Here is a 16,094-nt window from a genome sequence, read left to right as displayed (position 1 = left end):
TGAACCTTCTTAGTTATTTAAATAAAGAGGCATATTTTGCCCTATTCTCAATCATGATCCACGCCAAAACGGCAAGCAAAATGAGTGCAATCGGCAACCCGGATGGTGCATTGAAAATGTGTGTGAGCAAGATTCCGATCATGATCGGGAAAATTAGGATTGCACCGAGCGCCCTGTATTTAGGAATGATTACCAAAACACCACCGATTATTTCAACCACCGCGATCAAAGGCATTAACCAGATGATTGCTCCGAAAGCTTCCACCACCTTCATCATATTCTCCGGCATGTCTTTCGGCATCGGCATGTACTGGAAGATCTTGTTCAGACCTGAGTTGATAAACATCAATCCGAACAACAGACTGAACACAAACAAAATTTTATTCTTCATACTACTTGTTTTTAAAAGTTGGTAACAATTCATCCAGGTTTTCCATAGCCATAGACAATCCTTCCTTGAAGCCCATTGCAATGGTTGCTTCCAATTGAGCCAAATCATCATAACTGATATGGATTTTCACTTCCGTGTGCTCATATTTATCTTCAAAGGAAACTTCCCATTTGGACCGGGGCATTTCTTTTTTGATGTTTCCATCTTTATCCGTAAATGCATCCAAACCTGCAAATAATTCGGGAACTTGGATTTTGGTGTAATCTACAATTGCCCAATGTTCTTCGCCTTCCGGACTAACCATGGCATAAAGCCACATTCCTCCTTCTTTAAAATCCATCGATTTTGTTTTTGCTTTCCACGGTTTGGGTGCCCACCATTGATCCAGAATTTCCGGTTTCGTATACGCATCCCAAACTAACGATCGCTCAGCTGCAAACTCTCTCTTCACTTCGATTGTTTTGTTTTCCTTATCCACGGAAAAATCAACTGCTAAATTGTGTTTCATCCTTTTTGTTTTTATTAAACAGTTTCAAAAAGTTGAAAAGTTTCAAAAGTTTAATTCAGTTACAATTTAATACTTTCATTTAAATAGCCCGAATATTCAACCAGCTTTTCACTTATTTAATCGCTATTGACTATTTAATCGTTAGTGTAATTAATCATCCAGTTGATTCCGTACTTATCTTTGAATTCGCCGAAATAAGCTCCGAAAAACATATCCTCCAGCGGCATCGTTACTGTTCCTCCTTTGGAAAGTTCATCAAAAATGCGTTTTGCTTCTTCTCTTGTTTCCGGTTCAAGAGCAATGTGCATGTTGTTTCCCGATGTCAGGTTGAATCCCATCTCTTTCGGGGCATCTGTTCCCATCAGAACGTGATTCCCTGTGATCGGCAGTTCGATGTGCAGGATCATCTTTTTAATACCTTCTGCAACTGGTGGATGATTCCCATCCGCCGGGATATCTCCGAACCGCTGAATCCCTTTTCCTGAGAACTCAGTTTTGAAAACCGATTGGTAGAATTTAAAGGCTTCTTCTGTATTTCCGGGGAAATTCAAGTAGGTACAAACGCGCGGTGACCGATCCTTTTTCAATTCATTTCGCAAGTTGAATTTCGCTTCAATGTACTGATCCAAATTCTCCATTGCCATCGTGAATCCTTCTTTAAATCCAAATCCGATAATCTTTTCAAGATCTTCCAACGATTCGTACTTGATGGTGATGTTCACGGAAGTATTTTCACCTTTCGCAGTGAACTCATTGTTCCATAAAGAGCGTGGAAATTCCATGTTGAGTACTCCATCTTCATCACAAAAACCATCCAATCCGGAATAGAACTTCTGAGGTTCAATTTTTCGGTAGTCCACTCTGCACCAATGCACTTCATTCTCCGGGGAAACCATTCCGAAAAGCCAAGCTCCTCCTTCCGTGAAATCCATGGATTTCGTTTCTGTTTTGTAAGGTTTCGGTGCCCACCAAAGGTCCAATATTTCGGGCTTTGTCCACGCGTCCCAAACCAATGACAGGTTTGCTGCAAAATCGCGTGTGACGTGAATCGAATTTTCTTCCTTGTTTACGGAAAAATCAAACAGCAGATTTGAATTCATATATTACTTTTTTTAAGGGTTATTAATACATTTTCCGGTTGGTTAAAGCGGCTTTCCAAATCTTTTGAAGTTCAAATACGAAACCAATCGGTTTCGCAAATATATACGCAACTAATTGGTTTCGCAAATTATTTCCATTTTTTTTTGTAAATTAATTGAACGAAACAATCTCAATGCAGTATTTGCGTTCGATTTAAAGCGATTCAGATGAAACTCACTTCTCTCATACTCCTCTCACAAGCAGTAGCTCCCGAAACAGAAACTTCCATTTTATGGTATATTTTGCCAACTAGTGGTTTTGCTTTGTTACTTTCGTTTTATTTTATTATCAAACGAAAAAAAAAGAATTGAAGCAGAAATAGTAAACACATCAACTTTAATGAAATCCCTCTACATCCTTGTATTTCTCCAAATTCTTTCAGTTAGATCCATTGCCGAAGAACATTCATTTCTAAATCCGAACACAGTTATTCTATCTGAAAAAGGGGGATTAGCAAATGGGATTGAAAGCTCAATCCGGGTATATCGCAGTTTTTCGCCAAGATCGTATTCCCCATTTATTTATCAGGATAAAAGTATACGAACCCAACTTCTAATTATAAAAATTGCTTCTGTAGCAATGGTGATTATTTTGATTTTGTACCTCCTTTTCCGAAAAAGATTAAAAAACTAATTCGGCATTCGCAACTAGGAATTTATTATCCCTTCTCCTCAACCACACATTCGAAATCTGATACGGATCCAGCTTTTGTTTCTTGATGTACTCACTCCCCAATTTTCCGGATTATTTTTCATTCATTGCTCTAACAGCACTCAAAAAGGTTAAGAACTTCAAGCGCATGGAGCATTTCGGACAGAATTTATCTTTTGTTACCTGTGGATCCACTAATTCCTTTACAAAAGCAAAATTTTGAAAACCGATTCGTTTTCCATTTGAAAACCCAAAAAACTCGGGTCTGTAAGATCCAAAGTCCACATCACAAAAATTACAGAGTGTTAGCTGAAGTCCATTATATACCTCATAAGTAGTGTAAGTATGGATTCCCTGATTCAAATGATTAATCTCTTTTGCATCCCATCCACAATCATCGCAAGGTGCGCAATCCCGCACTTCCAGTTCATGATAGCAAATCGGACATTGTTCCATCGATCCTTTAATTTAAACCAATTTACAAAAGATATTTGAATTTTATTTTATGATTAATCCGCCTTTTTCAACCTGAATTTCCTTCTGAATATAAAATAAACGGATAGCACACTCACCAACGGAACTCCACACATGATCAGTTCTATTCCCCTTCTGTTTGCATCATAAGGAATTCCACTTGTCGATATAATAGCAATTAAAGTGGAAACAATCAGAATAATTCCCAAAAGCGTCTTACCCGCCGATTTCCATTTGATCAGAGCTATAAAAACAGTTAATGCAACAAAAGTCAGCAGGTCGTAAAAGAATGACACCAATACCTCCACTCCATGCGCAAAAGCGGAGATTGGTAACAAGATCAATAAAATAAGGATTTGCAATTTCGTCATTTATTCAAACTTAGTAATCAGCTTATTTTCAGACCATTTAATTAAACCAATTCCACCAGTTGATTCTTAATGGCATATATTACCAAGCCTGTTACGTTTCGGGATCCTGTTTTTTGCAAGAGGTTATTTCGATGTCCATTTACTGTTTTCACACTGATGAACAATTTATTTGCTATTTCCTCTGCTGTATATTGCTGACAGGTCAATTGCAGGATTTCCACTTCTCTTTTGGTCAGGTCGGTAACCGGTTGCAACGGTTTTGATTTCTTTCCCAAATTCCGTTGAATGGCTTTTAAAGTCAGTTCATTGATATAAGATCCTTTTGAATATACCGCATGAATTGCTTCATATACCTCTTGTGGGTCGCTGTCTTTCACCAAGTAACCATGTGCTCCTGTTTCAATTAGTCGAGCCATGTAATTTTCATCCCGATGAACGGAGAGAATGATGATTTTAATCTGTGGAAAGAATTTGTTCAAATCAATCGTCAGGTTTTCTCCCGAATATTCTTTCGAACCGTTCGGTGGGAGTGATAAATCAACAAGCATCACATCCGGGATTGTTGATTCCACCGCTAATTTTTCAATCACCGAATAGCCATCACCTGACTCAAACACAACTTCCAAATTCTTCCAAGAACTCAGGATAGCTTTTATTCCTGTCCGGAAAAGTAACTGATCTTCTACCAGTCCGATTTTTATAATTTGTTCCATTTCTTTATAAGCATATCAAAAAGGTACTGAAATGTGCGCATTAAATGACCCATTACTATTATTTCCTATCTCAACTGTTCCTCCAATTACACTGATCCTTCCTTCAATTCCCTTCAATCCCAAACCTTTTTCGTTCAGTTTATCAGACAAACCTTTCCCATTATCCGAAAACAAGATTTTAAGCGATTGACTTTCCAGATTCATCGTAATCTCAATCCGATCGGCTCCAGCGTGTTTTATGGTATTATTGATGAGTTCCATCAAAACCCGGTACAGGGTCAATTGAGTGGAATGATCCAGAAATGATAAATCTGAAGGTGTATGAAGTGTAATTTCAATTGTTCCTGCACCTACTAATTGTTCGATAACCGTTTCAAGTGTTTTAATCAATCCAAATTTTTCCAATTGTGCCGGCATTAATTCATGGCTGATCCGACGCATACTTTCCAAAGAACTTTCAGTCAGCGAACGGATCAGCTGTAAATCCGAAAGCAAACTTTCAGATTCAGAACCATGCTTCCTCTCAGCCTGAAGCAGATGCATCCGCGTAATGGACAGTGCAGCACCCATTTCGTCATGCATATCCTGAGCAATTCGTTTCCTCTCTTCTTCCTGTGCCTGAATACTTGACCGCAACAATTCAATCTGATGTTTTTTCTTCAGTTCCTCCTGTTCCAACTGCTTCCGGTAAAGGTTCTTGCGGAATTGCTGGGTAAGGAAAACCACTCCAATTGCAATCAGAAATAGAATCCCGACAAAAGGCAATAAGGTATTGATGAATGTTACTTGATTATTCGGTTCCATAAGCCTCTCCAAAAACAGAAATACATAATTACAGAAAAAAAAGAATGCACCACCCAGGTATATCTGCTCAATTCCAAGTTGATATTACTGGTGATGTATTCCCCGAAATAGAAAATGAGCAAGGTCGAAGCATGATAGATAAACAAACCGGAATTAATCCAGTTGAGTGATGATGCCGAATGTAGTTTCTTCTTTCCCAACTCCTTGTTGAGAAACAGAATATAGGTCGACAAGGATAAGATCAAGATCAGGACACATTCAACCGTCAGAGCACTGGAATTAAATACCCGAATGGATTGATAAAACAGCGAGTTGAGTAATGAAAATACAGCAAAAAAACAGGCAGTTATGAGTAAAATTGACTTATCCAGAAAATCTTTCAAGATACTTCGGTAATAGAGTGCTATGAAGAAAAAACCGACCGGGACGAGTAAGTGTAAGACAAACAGGTTATTTATTTTCAGGAACCAGAGAATAAAGGAAACCAATTGAAGAACTCCCGAAGAAAAAAGAAAGCCCGAAAACCATTTTAATTCTGGTTTCAGGCTTTTATAAATGAACAAGGCGTAGAGTGCTACTGCAAATACTGGAATATGCGATAAAATAATAATGATCTTGGTAGCACTCATTCTCTAATCAGACTAACGAACTAACAAAGTAAAAAGAGGACTGGTCTTATCGCAGGTACTCGGACATGGTGCATTCAAATCATATAAAAATTGCTTACCATTAGAATCTTTTAGAATTGTATCCATGTAAATAGAATTATTTGGACTATTAGGATCCGGTTTCAATACCGTAGGAGTCATGTATAACTTGAATTTATTATCTTTCGTCAAGCCAATGTAAACGCGGCAATGATCAAATGCACAATTGGGAACTGAAGTTACCCCCAAAACTCCGAAAATATCTGATTTATTGATACTGTATGAACGGATTGGAATTGTGTCATGAAAAAGACTATCACAGCCGTTTAAATAATTTCTAATGTGATTTTGCGCCGTTAGCAGTCTTACTGTATCTTTATAAATAACCCCTTTATTCGTTGGCGGATTTTCCAATGCTGCGTTATCTTTTTTCTCATTGTTTTTGCAACCTGCTAAAACGAGAAGAAGAGTTCCTGAAAACAGGAATACTTTGAGAATAGCGTTTTTTTTCATGTGTGTTAATGTATTAAATTAAATAATAGCTTCAGAACAAAACTAAACGAAAGAATCATTCGCAGTACTGCACACCTCTAAAAACAGATATTAATTGGTCAAAAACAGGTAAAAATACCTGTTTTGTCAAATCACAGAAATTTCATCTTACACAACTCTTCACCTTGTTTAACCTTTGTAAGAGCTATAGCAATGAAATCTGTGGAGCAGAACCCACTCAAAAAAACGAACTGTTTTGTGCAGTCAATCACAAAGGCGAAACCGAAAAGCCTTATGAGTAGGGAAATAAAAAGAATACCATGAACACTTTCACTTTTACGGTTTATTTGACGCCATATTGGCCAAATCAACCAAATACGATCTTAATTATTTCGTATTTCACAACATCAGGTTATTCTTATTCGGCATCCATTGCAGGACCCGGATTGGCAAAACCGGTGGTTTTCCCGGACAATAATTCCGGATGTTTAACTAACGTGATTCCTGAATCCGTTTATAAAACAGGTGCTTCCATGCCGTATGAGATTACCATCACAACGAATTCTCCGACATTATCAGGAAGAACCATTAACAGCACTGAAATGGGAGCCAAAACTAATGGCGAAGCTATTTCTTATCAAGGATTCCTCTTCACAAACGACGCTGGAAGTGATAATGACTGGAACGATTGTGTGATCAACCTGGGATTATATAATGATTCTACGGACTAATCACCGATTAACTTAAATTCAATAAAACCTTTTGACATGAGTCAAAAGGTTTTATCATTTCTAATAGCTCTTACTATCCAAGGATGATTCTAAGATAATCGTAAACGAATAGGATCCGAACTAAAACTGTTTCGGTTTTAACTTCTGAGCTGCCGATTCGGCAATTTCAGCAATCCGTTTCTCACGCGTTTCCGGTCTTTTTGCCGAAACCAGCCAATACAACATCATTTTTTTGATGCTTTTGCTCAATCCCAAAAAAAACTCTTTGGCTCCCGGATAGCGATCCAATTCGGTTTCCAGATCAGATGGCATGATGAGTTCTTCCACTTCGTCCAGAATGGTCCATGAACCATTTTGCTTCGCCAGTTCAATGCTTTCATACCCTGCCTTAGCCATCAATCCGGCTTCAATCAATCGAACAATTTTTTCCTTGTTAATCCTAGACCAGGTGCTCTTTGCTTTGCGTTTACTGAAAAACTGGTGCGATTTCTCGCTGTCAATACCAATTTTCTTACTATCTATCCAACCAAAACACAAGGCTTCATCAACAGCATCACTCCAACTAATTGAAGGATTTTCGGATGATTTTCTGTAAAACACCACCCAAACCGCTTGCTTCGAATCGTGATTTTCTTCCAGCCATTTTCTCCACTTTTGGATATCTTCCGGATAAAAAATTTCTATTTCGTTCATTTAACAATTCTTTGAGGTTAACAAAACTTTGCGTTCTCTAACTCATTGCTACCAAAATAGTACAAACAATCAGAATACCGACCAAGTGAAAAAATCCGCTAATCATTCCGTACGGAATCGGTTTCGGCATGTTGGGGTTGATTGCAATGTTCACGGTGTTGGAAAACAAATACCCGACACCAACAATCAGTGCAAATTCGATTCCTTTGGCATAAGAATCAATTCCTAATGCCTGCATGAGTAAAGCGCTTGCAATGATAATAAACAAGGAACAAATCATAGGACCAATAAAGAAAATCGGTGCCGAATTTTGGAGTTTCTCATTTTCCTTCCCCAAGGATTTCGCATACTGTTTTTTAAAAAATAGCAAGAACCAAAGCATCCCTAGAATGGAATAAGCTATCAATGCAACAAGTACACCTAGCCAATTGATGGCTGAAATAAACTGAATCATAAATTTGAATTTTAAATGTTTCAGCAAAAATAAAGGTAGGTAGTGACAACCCTATGTCAGGGGTAAAAGAGGATTTTAGGATATTAAGACTTTAAGATATTAGGACTAAATTACTTTCCACTTATGGGAAATCCAGTCCTGAAATCCTAATATCCTGACATCTAATTAACAATAAGCTTATACCCTATTCCCCGGATATTGATAATCTTCACACGGGAATCCGCTTCCAGTTTTTTTCTTAATTTGGAGATAAACACATCCAAAGTCCTTCCGATGTAATCACCTTCGTCTCCCCAAACTATTTTCAGGATATACTCACGCTCAAGTGTCTTATTTTCGTTGGAATGAAGCAAGAAAAGCAAATCCGATTCCTTACTGGACAACTCGATTGTTTCTTTCCCAAATGAAAGCGTCATGTTTTTCCGGTCGAATCGGGAATTCCCTATAGTGAAGGTATCCGGGTCATTGCCATTTGGACGATGGGGATTTCTCTTCCTGAAATAAACGAACAAGCCTACAAACGCAAAAATGGAACCGATTGGCAATGCAATCATGGAATAACTCATCGGCTTCTTTGGAGAAGAATCAGCTTCCTTACTTTCCACCCTTGCAGATTCCGTTGTTGTCGTCAAAGGAAGTGCTTCCTTATTCTTTGATAGATCGGATTTTTCAGCGACCGGATGATAGATCGCCGTCAAAGGATTGTATTTGCTTAAAAGCGTGATAAAAAGCACATAACAGGCTTTCGGTTGAGATCGCGAAGCACATGGCATCAGATCAGGAGTCATCGAATCTCCTATTTCATAACTGTAAACAACTTGTTCCGTGTTACACCTTTCCACTTCAACGATATAGCTGTTTGCAATTTTAGTCTCCTTTACCAACCGGTCAATCATGGAAGATAGTTCCTGCGGATCGAATTCAAAGGCGGATTCAAACTGGATACGGTAACGATCATTTACCTTTTCAATAGGTAAAATACGCGAACTGCTATCTCCCGAATAAAGCAGGATCTGATGTCCGATCATACGCATGGAAACCAAAATGTGTTGTTCTTCCCTATCCGACTGGGCATGCGTTATGGACACTCCCAAAACAGCGTGCACGAGTAATGCCAAAACTAGTCTCAAAGTTCCTGATGCCATACTACAAATCTACTCCAATGTGTTTTTAATCGGAGGGTTTCCTTCTCTAATTTACATTAATTTACACTTCAATTCGCAAAAAAACGGATCAGATTCCTTCAAAACGCCTTTCTATTTTCTCCAGCCATTTTTTCCGTTTTGCATCCGATACCATTTTGACCTTATTGAAACTGATCCATTTACGGTTCTTGTATCCCGTTTTCCAAAAAGTTCCCGTAATGATTGCTTTTCGGATAGCATTTCCAAAGATCAACCGATACAAAACAAGCGGTGTATTCATCGTTGTGATAACCGTCACACTCTTTATATTCTTGAAGATCGGAATCATTCCATAACCGTTCGCTTTATAATCATAGGCTACACCGGGAAAAATGACCTTATCAATAAAACCTTTTGTCATTGCTGGCATGAGTTCCCACCAAATCGGAAAAATGAAAACCAGATGATCGGCTTGTTCTAACCGCTCTTTGTATTCGATCACTTTCGGATCGATTGGTTTTCGGTCTACAAAAGCTTTTAAATCTTGAGAAGTCATTACCGGATTGAAGCCCTCTTTGTCAAGGTGAATCAGATCCACTTCATGAGTTGCTTTTTGGAGTCCTTTCATAACTGAATCCAAGATGGCATTGCAATAACTCCCATCGTATGGATGATTGAAAACAATCACTACTTTCATTTTGTACGGTTTAAAATTTACAGCACAAAAATCAGTTTTAGAAAACCGAACCACGATAACAATTGTTAAGAAGGTTAATCGCCTTTTTAAAATCTTATTTAGCTAAAATTTAATATCTCAAAACCTTGAAAGTTTTCATCGAATTCTCGTGTAAAATTCTTAGGAAGTAGATTCCTGCTGCATAATTCTGAAGATCAATCTCATTTGTTTCATCGAGGGAGAGTTCAATCTCTCTTCCTTCATTATTAATCAATTTTACAACACTTGATTCGTTTACGTTCAAAATGCGGTATTTCACTCCCATTTCAACTGTAGCAAGCAGTACTCCATTCAGACTATTTTCTTCCAGTCCTAAACAAGGATCCAAATAGATACTCTGTGAAATAGTATTTCCTATTCCATATTCATTTGTAGCTATAAGTTCTACCGTGTAGATACCTGAAGAAGGATAAGAAACTACCGGATTTTCATCTGTTGATGTTGCCGGGGATCCTCCTGGAAAACTCCAGTTCCAGCTTATAGGAAAGCCTGTACTTTCATCCGAAAATTGGATATTTGCTGTTGAACAACCACTCGTATCTGCGGAAAATCCTGATACAGGAGAAACCGCATCAATATTCAGCAAGCAAGCCAATTCTCCGCAATGAATCGCCTCATTTCCAAAGGATGGATCTGCATATGTGTTAAATACAACTCCCGATGGTGTAGAAAAATTAGTTCTAAACTCTACCCCAAGATCTACTTTCTGTCCTGTCGAATCAAGAAACAGCAAATCTTTACTTCCCAAATAGCCCACAAGTATTGGTTCTTCATGGAACAAAACCAAGACATCACCATGTCCATTTTTATTGCACTTAAAAAAGAGATCACTTCCATTACCATTCAAAACAAAAGAAGTTTCACCGACATACTGATAGGAGCCTCCATAAGTCTTAGTAGCTAAAACGATCGTCCCATTTTTTATATCAAACCCTCTTATCACAGTTTCAGCAGGAGATTTGAATTGTTTGATCCATCCGGGAGTTCCATTACTATTTACTTTGCACAGAAAGATATCTTCATGCAACGGCCCTACAGTATAGGGATCAGATAACGTGGTTCCACCATAATTAAAACCTCCATGAAAGTGGCCTAAGAGATAATAATTATTGTCTTCATCCTTTTTAATATATTGCGTTGAGATACCTGTGTTTGGTTCAGTAACCTGGTAACCGGGAAATGAAATACCCGTTCCCGATCCCACATAAACAAACCCTAAGTCATCCCCATTTGCAACGTAAACACCACCGAGACCATCCGATTCACAATCAGGGTTATGTTCATACAATAAACTTTCCAGTATTGTTCCATTCGGAGCAATTTTCGCGAAAAACCTTCCACAAACCAAGATATTGCCCACCTCATCTAATTTTAAAGAAACCCGCTCTACGGTATAAAAATCAAGAAGCGTCGTATGCCATAAATACATTCCGTTTGTATTGTACTTAACTATTACAATCGAGTTCTGATTACCCGTGTGTGGCGGAACTACTGTAATATACCTTCCATCGGCTGAGTAAATCTGCACATCTCCTATGTAATCCCCGTAATAATGCGCCATGTAGAAATTTCCAGCATTGTCGGTAACTACATCACCACATTTAGAACCTCCCGACCCCAAACGCAAATTCGTAGACCACATAGCAACCCCTTTTGGGTTGTGTTTTGTGATTGTATAAGTCGATCCATGACTCGGTATAGGATATGCGTAATTTAATAGTTGATCTCCGTTTTCAGAATAAATCATTAGACTATCCGAATCTGCGTTTTGATATACCGTAATCAGATTATTATTCAAATCCCGGGTTAACGAGAGCATTCTTCCCGAGAAATTTATCATATCAGCGGCATAATGGATGGGGCTGCAAGCCTCTAATGCAAAGGTGTCTATAACGTTAATTGTTCCTGTAAAGTGTTTCAAACAACCAGTACTTGTAGTCACTGTAAGATTTACAGGTTCTAATCCTATATTGCTAAATGAAACAGAAGGAACGCCAGATAAATTGCTATATTGTGGAGAGGCATTCGGTCCAAAGTTCCATAAATAACTTCCATTTGGATTAAATGTATTATTAAATACCTCTATTGACTCACCAATCTCCGGATTGCAATTCGAAAATGAAGTATAAATTGTAGGATCTTCGACTATGACATTGAATGCCTGAAAATTTGTAATACAACCTAGAGGAGATGAAATCCCCCTAATGAAGTATTCTGTTGTGTCGATAAGTGGCGGTGTTGGAAAACTTAATGTGTTTCCGCTACCGATTGCAGGAGAACCAATAATCGTTGTTCCGTTCATCAACTGATAAGAAACAGTATTTTCTGATTGAAGTAAAAAAACCGTCGTTGAATCGTTTACACATATTGTATCCGGATCTGCATAAATGATTTTGTTGAGATCCGGATTTTGAACAACGATATTTACGTATTCAACCTCTTCAATCGAACCACAGGAATTACCTGTAGTAGCCTGAATATTTAAAGTAACTGAGGATATGATAACTCCTGTATTAAAAGTTAAGGCACCTCCAGTTCCCAATTGTTGCGAACCAATAAATGTTGTCCCGTTTCTGAGTCTGTAATTCACCCCGAATTCTGAATTGAGCACAGAGACCTGAGTGGACTGCCCCGAACAAATCTGATTCGGAATCCCCAGATTCAAGTCAATTTGCAGGGCTTCCTGAATAAATATGTTTTTTGAAATCGTATCACGTTCCAAGCCATTTACAGCAACTAAACTAACAGTTGAATTCCCGGAACCTGGAATCATTATCGAAGGGGAATAGGCTGTAGAAAAAACCGTTCCATTCAAAAGCCATTCAAAAGACCAAGATGGGTCGGACAAATTGTTGAAATGAACAATCGAATCATAACAGTTCAATGATGGAGAATAACTGAAATTAGGTTGAGGTTTATAAGTTTCACCAGAATTTGATGTGTGATAAAGCTGACCGTCATCTCCACAAGCCAAACCTTCCATAGCAGAATAGAAAGTAACCTTATTCATATCTGAAGGTTTAATTACTTTCTCCCAATACAATCCTCCTGAAGTTGTCCTATAAATAAAGTTATCTGCTGTAACATATCCAACGGTATCATTCACGAAATAAACAGAAGTCAGATCAACTAAATTACTTGGAAAAGTAAGTTGGTTCCATGCAACACCATTTACCGTTTTGTAAATGACCCCGCTCTCTCCTACCGCATAGCCAATTAAGGGACTTGGAAAGTGTATTCCTCTGAAATTTTTTCCAGGAAAAGGAGTTTGCGTCCAATTTGCTCCATTCACAGTCTTAAAGATAAATCCATCAGCAACGGCATACCCCGTAAAAACACTTATAAAATGAAGATCTTTAATCTCAAGAGTAGTTATTGCAGGTAAAACGGTCCAGCTTGTACCTCCATTATATGTTCTTAAAATCCTTCCATTTGTGCCTGCAGCAAAGCCGGTAAGAGCAGTTGGAAAATCGAGCGTGGTTTGCGATCTGGGATAGTTTCCTCCGTTATACAAATTCGCAATGGTCCAATTACTTCCTCCATTCGTTGTTTTCAAAATTGCTTCCGAATTCCCAAGTGAAATGAATCCAACCGCAATTGCCTCTGAAGGGCTGGTAAAGAATACGTCTGTAATTATACATGGCATCAAGTTACCCGCCATATCTACAACGGGTTTCACCTGCCAGTTTAATCCGGCATCAGATGATGTGATTATTGCATTTGATAAACCAGCATAAAAATTATTGGAATCATACGCTCTTACACATTGTATATCATCCATCGGTATACCTGGAAGCTGATTCCATTGAGTAAATAATGGGGAAATTGAAGTAAATGTTATTAAAAGAATTCCAAACGCTCTTTTCATAATTTAGGTTTTGAATGACAAACTTAATGAAATTCAAGAAACTAGTGGTCATGAAAATAATCACTTTCAAAGTTATCGCCGGTTTCGAATACGACTTAGCGAAACAGAAGTGATTCCAAGAAAAGAAGCGATATAATGCTGTGGAATCCGTTCCAGAATTTCCGGGTTGTTCTCCAGGAGATCCCGGTATCTCTTCTCCGGATTGTCCTTGATTCTCGAAAGAAAGAGTTTCTGATAGAAGATCAACCGCTGAAAAGTATGCTCCTCGATTTGTTGTCTGATAATCGGCGAGTTATCCAGTATCAATTGAAAGTCCTTTTTAGAAATGGACCGAAGAATGCAAGGTTCAATCGTTTCAAGAGTAAATAAACTGGGCTGATTCGTCCGGAAACTCTCAATGGAGGAAACGCCCTGACCTTCAATGAAAAACTGGAAACTAACATCCTTTCCATCATTATTGAACCAAGCTCTGACACAACCTTTCTCAATATAAAATGCTTTCATGGAAACAGATCCTTCGTTTAGAAGAACAGTTTTTGCCGGAACTTGCTCCTGTTTAAACAAATGTAAAAACGGCTCCCATTCCTTACTTTCAGTCCTGAAACTTTCCCTCATCTAATAATTGTTGAATATAATTCTGAAGCCGTTCGATGTTTTGCTTCTGCCCTTCATCCGCTTTGTGCGCAGTAACAATGATGTCAAATTGCTCCGGAGAATCAAAAAACATGTTCCATTGGATTTCAGTTCCTCCTTCCTTTGATTCAAAAAGAATGGTTGCAATGAAGTGCGGATTAAAATGTTCGAACACGATCTTCTTCAGCGGAATGATTTCCTTATAAATACTTCTGTTCGGATAATTTGTTCCGGTTGGTCCATGAAGCGTCAAATTCCATTCTCCACCTTCCCTGAAATCCATTTCGTGAATGGTTGTTGAAAAACCGGTTGGTCCCCACCAGTTCACAACCTTCTCCGGATCACTCCAGGCTTCCCAGATCAATACAAGCGGCGCATTGAAGGTAGCTGTGGTTTGAAGTTCTTTTTGTTTTGTATTTTCCATAAAGTAAAAAAATGGTTCAAATGGTTCAAAACTAAATTACGATTGATCTCTTTGAACTTTTGAACATTTACACTCTCAAAATCCCCCTAAATCCTCTCGCTGCATAATACGATTCCGCGCCGTTGCAATAAGTGAATATCGTTCCGAAACGGTTGTCGCAAAAAATAGCACCACCCAATTTCCGGATTTTCTCAGGAGTTTGTACCCAGCTGGATGTCTTCCGGTCGAATTCTCCCAATTGCTGCAATTCACGGTATTGCTCTTCGGTCAGTAATTCAATGCCCATTTCATCTGCCATGTCCAACACGCTATTTGCAGGTTTGTGCTCTTTTCTTGAATTTAAAGCTTCTCGGTCATAACACAAACTTCTGCGACCCTTCGGACTTTCCGCCGAACAATCAACGAATAGGTATTCATCTGTCTGTTTATCGTAGCCAACCACATCGGGTTCGCCTTCCGAGCTTTCCATTTCATCCAGCGACCACCATTTCTTCGGATTGGCTTCCAATTTGGCTTGCACTTTCGACCATTCGATGCTTTTGTGACGATCCCTGTTTTTTTCAAAACGCGCTTTCAACATCTTGAACAATTCTTCCTTTTCTTGTGATGACAATTCCTTACTCATCCTTTTTCTTTTTTTTGTTGATCAGATACTCATTTACATCGTTCAACCCTTTGCCATCAAGTATGTATGGGATACATTTTTCAATCCGGGATTCGCGTGTCTTAACTTGTTTCGGTTGCGAAAAATGAAGCAAATAAGCCCTTTGTCTGCCTGGAGTCAAAGCTTCAAAAGCTTTTTTCAAAGCGGGATGTTCTTTAAACTTAGCCTCCAATTCTTCCGTTATGGGGAATTCCTTCGTTTCTTTCAATGGCACTTTCTTTCCCGATTCTTCCACTTCAACCGCTTGAAAAATATATTTTTTCAAATCAGATTCCAATTTCTTGATATCTTCCAAACCAGTAAATCGAATCTGTCTTGCCGCCTGCACATTTTCCGTTTGCTGAATCAGAATCCCTTTCGGATCCTTCATCAAAGCGCCTTTAAAAAGCAGAAATGCGCAGTATTCCTTGAATACATGAATCAGGATAATGTTCTTATCTTCATAAGTATAACAAGGACAACCCCATTTCAGGTCTTCGGTCAGGTGACACTCCAGAACAATCCTTCTAAGTTCCTTCACCTCTTTCTGCCATTTTTCTTCTTTCTCGAAGAACCAATCAACTTTCGGATTCATAT

General features: G+C 38.5%; 19 protein-coding genes. 1 reads left to right on the top strand and 18 read right to left on the bottom strand.

Annotated elements, in window-relative coordinates; genetic code table 11:
- Window positions 1-13: 13 nt before the first annotated feature.
- From AAG807_RS03670 to AAG807_RS03630, 9 genes are all read right to left on the bottom strand, one after another.
- Window positions 14-391, bottom strand: coding sequence for a DoxX family protein (locus AAG807_RS03670; protein WP_341900901.1), 378 nt, complete (start codon window positions 389-391; stop codon window positions 14-16).
- Window position 392: 1 nt separating this feature from the next.
- Entirely contained in the window at window positions 393-899 is a 507-nt protein-coding gene (locus tag AAG807_RS03665) for an SRPBCC domain-containing protein (protein WP_341900900.1), read from the bottom strand.
- Window positions 900-1,033: 134 nt separating this feature from the next.
- Window positions 1,034-1,999: an SRPBCC domain-containing protein gene (locus tag AAG807_RS03660; RefSeq protein WP_341900899.1), complete on the bottom strand. Its 966-nt coding sequence runs from the start codon at window positions 1,997-1,999 to the stop codon at window positions 1,034-1,036.
- 784 nt (window positions 2,000-2,783) lie between these two features.
- Window positions 2,784-3,146, bottom strand: a complete 363-nt coding sequence (locus AAG807_RS03655) for a hypothetical protein (RefSeq protein WP_341900898.1) — start codon at window positions 3,144-3,146, stop codon at window positions 2,784-2,786.
- 53 nt (window positions 3,147-3,199) lie between these two features.
- The gene (locus AAG807_RS03650) at window positions 3,200-3,535 is read right to left on the bottom strand and encodes a hypothetical protein (protein WP_341900897.1); all 336 of its coding nucleotides are present in this window, start codon (window positions 3,533-3,535) and stop codon (window positions 3,200-3,202) included.
- A 41-nt stretch (window positions 3,536-3,576) separates the two neighbouring features.
- Window positions 3,577-4,248 (bottom strand): response regulator transcription factor, encoded by a 672-nt coding sequence (locus AAG807_RS03645; RefSeq protein WP_341900896.1) that lies wholly within the window; start codon window positions 4,246-4,248, stop codon window positions 3,577-3,579.
- A gap of 15 nt (window positions 4,249-4,263) precedes the next feature.
- Complete coding sequence (locus AAG807_RS03640; protein WP_341900894.1) at window positions 4,264-5,052, bottom strand: sensor histidine kinase; 789 nt, start codon at window positions 5,050-5,052, stop codon at window positions 4,264-4,266.
- A complete protein-coding gene (locus AAG807_RS03635; RefSeq protein ID WP_341900893.1) occupies window positions 5,031-5,681 on the bottom strand; it encodes a hypothetical protein in 651 nt (216 codons plus the stop codon). Before AAG807_RS03635 ends, AAG807_RS03640 begins: the two co-directional genes overlap by 22 nt.
- A gap of 12 nt (window positions 5,682-5,693) precedes the next feature.
- Window positions 5,694-6,212, bottom strand: a complete 519-nt coding sequence (locus tag AAG807_RS03630; protein WP_341900891.1) for a hypothetical protein — start codon at window positions 6,210-6,212, stop codon at window positions 5,694-5,696.
- 299 nt (window positions 6,213-6,511) lie between these two features.
- Between AAG807_RS03630 and AAG807_RS03625 the strand changes: the two genes are divergently transcribed.
- Window positions 6,512-6,922 (top strand): hypothetical protein, encoded by a 411-nt coding sequence (locus AAG807_RS03625; RefSeq protein ID WP_341900890.1) that lies wholly within the window; start codon window positions 6,512-6,514, stop codon window positions 6,920-6,922.
- Between the two features lie 120 nt (window positions 6,923-7,042).
- Here AAG807_RS03625 and AAG807_RS03620 read toward each other — a convergent pair whose 3' ends face one another.
- From AAG807_RS03620 to AAG807_RS03580, 9 genes are all read right to left on the bottom strand, one after another.
- The gene (locus AAG807_RS03620) at window positions 7,043-7,615 is read right to left on the bottom strand and encodes a YdeI/OmpD-associated family protein (RefSeq protein WP_341900889.1); all 573 of its coding nucleotides are present in this window, start codon (window positions 7,613-7,615) and stop codon (window positions 7,043-7,045) included.
- 37 nt (window positions 7,616-7,652) lie between these two features.
- A complete protein-coding gene (locus AAG807_RS03615) occupies window positions 7,653-8,069 on the bottom strand; it encodes a DUF1761 domain-containing protein (protein ID WP_341900887.1) in 417 nt (138 codons plus the stop codon).
- A gap of 161 nt (window positions 8,070-8,230) precedes the next feature.
- The gene (locus AAG807_RS03610; RefSeq protein WP_341900885.1) at window positions 8,231-9,214 is read right to left on the bottom strand and encodes a winged helix-turn-helix domain-containing protein; all 984 of its coding nucleotides are present in this window, start codon (window positions 9,212-9,214) and stop codon (window positions 8,231-8,233) included.
- Between the two features lie 88 nt (window positions 9,215-9,302).
- Window positions 9,303-9,890, bottom strand: a complete 588-nt coding sequence (locus tag AAG807_RS03605; protein ID WP_341900883.1) for an NAD(P)H-dependent oxidoreductase — start codon at window positions 9,888-9,890, stop codon at window positions 9,303-9,305.
- A gap of 109 nt (window positions 9,891-9,999) precedes the next feature.
- The gene (locus AAG807_RS03600) at window positions 10,000-13,797 is read right to left on the bottom strand and encodes a PKD domain-containing protein (protein ID WP_341900881.1); all 3,798 of its coding nucleotides are present in this window, start codon (window positions 13,795-13,797) and stop codon (window positions 10,000-10,002) included.
- A gap of 72 nt (window positions 13,798-13,869) precedes the next feature.
- A complete protein-coding gene (locus AAG807_RS03595; RefSeq protein WP_341900879.1) occupies window positions 13,870-14,412 on the bottom strand; it encodes a Crp/Fnr family transcriptional regulator in 543 nt (180 codons plus the stop codon).
- Window positions 14,390-14,854, bottom strand: coding sequence for an SRPBCC domain-containing protein (locus tag AAG807_RS03590; protein ID WP_341900877.1), 465 nt, complete (start codon window positions 14,852-14,854; stop codon window positions 14,390-14,392). Before AAG807_RS03590 ends, AAG807_RS03595 begins: the two co-directional genes overlap by 23 nt.
- Before the next feature lie 67 nt (window positions 14,855-14,921).
- Window positions 14,922-15,479, bottom strand: coding sequence for a DUF4256 domain-containing protein (locus AAG807_RS03585; protein WP_341900875.1), 558 nt, complete (start codon window positions 15,477-15,479; stop codon window positions 14,922-14,924).
- Window positions 15,472-16,092, bottom strand: a complete 621-nt coding sequence (locus AAG807_RS03580; protein ID WP_341900873.1) for a DUF1801 domain-containing protein — start codon at window positions 16,090-16,092, stop codon at window positions 15,472-15,474. Before AAG807_RS03580 ends, AAG807_RS03585 begins: the two co-directional genes overlap by 8 nt.
- Window positions 16,093-16,094 lie beyond the last annotated feature (2 nt).

It is taken from the genome of Fluviicola taffensis DSM 16823 (assembly GCF_943372375.1).
Classification (GTDB): Bacteria; Bacteroidota; Bacteroidia; order Flavobacteriales_D; family Crocinitomicaceae; genus Fluviicola; species Fluviicola taffensis_A.
Note: the sequence above shows the minus strand (reverse complement) of the source record. Positions and strands in the feature narration are given on the sequence as shown.

Excerpts from the sequence above, each read along its gene's own strand:
- AAG807_RS03655 (WP_341900898.1), bottom strand. The coding sequence starts at position 3,146 with ATGGAACAATGTCCGATTTGCTATCATGAACTGGAAGTGCGGGATTGC.
- AAG807_RS03595 (WP_341900879.1), bottom strand. The coding sequence starts at position 14,412 with ATGAGGGAAAGTTTCAGGACTGAAAGTAAGGAATGGGAGCCGTTTTTA.
- AAG807_RS03635 (WP_341900893.1), bottom strand. The coding sequence starts at position 5,681 with ATGAGTGCTACCAAGATCATTATTATTTTATCGCATATTCCAGTATTT.
- AAG807_RS03660 (WP_341900899.1), bottom strand. The coding sequence starts at position 1,999 with ATGAATTCAAATCTGCTGTTTGATTTTTCCGTAAACAAGGAAGAAAAT.
- AAG807_RS03615 (WP_341900887.1), bottom strand. The coding sequence starts at position 8,069 with ATGATTCAGTTTATTTCAGCCATCAATTGGCTAGGTGTACTTGTTGCA.
- AAG807_RS03640 (WP_341900894.1), bottom strand. The coding sequence starts at position 5,052 with ATGGAACCGAATAATCAAGTAACATTCATCAATACCTTATTGCCTTTT.
- AAG807_RS03630 (WP_341900891.1), bottom strand. The coding sequence starts at position 6,212 with ATGAAAAAAAACGCTATTCTCAAAGTATTCCTGTTTTCAGGAACTCTT.
- AAG807_RS03590 (WP_341900877.1), bottom strand. The coding sequence starts at position 14,854 with ATGGAAAATACAAAACAAAAAGAACTTCAAACCACAGCTACCTTCAAT.
- AAG807_RS03605 (WP_341900883.1), bottom strand. The coding sequence starts at position 9,890 with ATGAAAGTAGTGATTGTTTTCAATCATCCATACGATGGGAGTTATTGC.
- AAG807_RS03580 (WP_341900873.1), bottom strand. The coding sequence starts at position 16,092 with ATGAATCCGAAAGTTGATTGGTTCTTCGAGAAAGAAGAAAAATGGCAG.
- AAG807_RS03600 (WP_341900881.1), bottom strand. The coding sequence starts at position 13,797 with ATGAAAAGAGCGTTTGGAATTCTTTTAATAACATTTACTTCAATTTCC.
- AAG807_RS03620 (WP_341900889.1), bottom strand. The coding sequence starts at position 7,615 with ATGAACGAAATAGAAATTTTTTATCCGGAAGATATCCAAAAGTGGAGA.
- AAG807_RS03585 (WP_341900875.1), bottom strand. The coding sequence starts at position 15,479 with ATGAGTAAGGAATTGTCATCACAAGAAAAGGAAGAATTGTTCAAGATG.
- AAG807_RS03665 (WP_341900900.1), bottom strand. The coding sequence starts at position 899 with ATGAAACACAATTTAGCAGTTGATTTTTCCGTGGATAAGGAAAACAAA.
- AAG807_RS03650 (WP_341900897.1), bottom strand. The coding sequence starts at position 3,535 with ATGACGAAATTGCAAATCCTTATTTTATTGATCTTGTTACCAATCTCC.
- AAG807_RS03645 (WP_341900896.1), bottom strand. The coding sequence starts at position 4,248 with ATGGAACAAATTATAAAAATCGGACTGGTAGAAGATCAGTTACTTTTC.
- AAG807_RS03625 (WP_341900890.1), top strand. The coding sequence starts at position 6,512 with ATGAACACTTTCACTTTTACGGTTTATTTGACGCCATATTGGCCAAAT.
- AAG807_RS03610 (WP_341900885.1), bottom strand. The coding sequence starts at position 9,214 with ATGGCATCAGGAACTTTGAGACTAGTTTTGGCATTACTCGTGCACGCT.
- AAG807_RS03670 (WP_341900901.1), bottom strand. The coding sequence starts at position 391 with ATGAAGAATAAAATTTTGTTTGTGTTCAGTCTGTTGTTCGGATTGATG.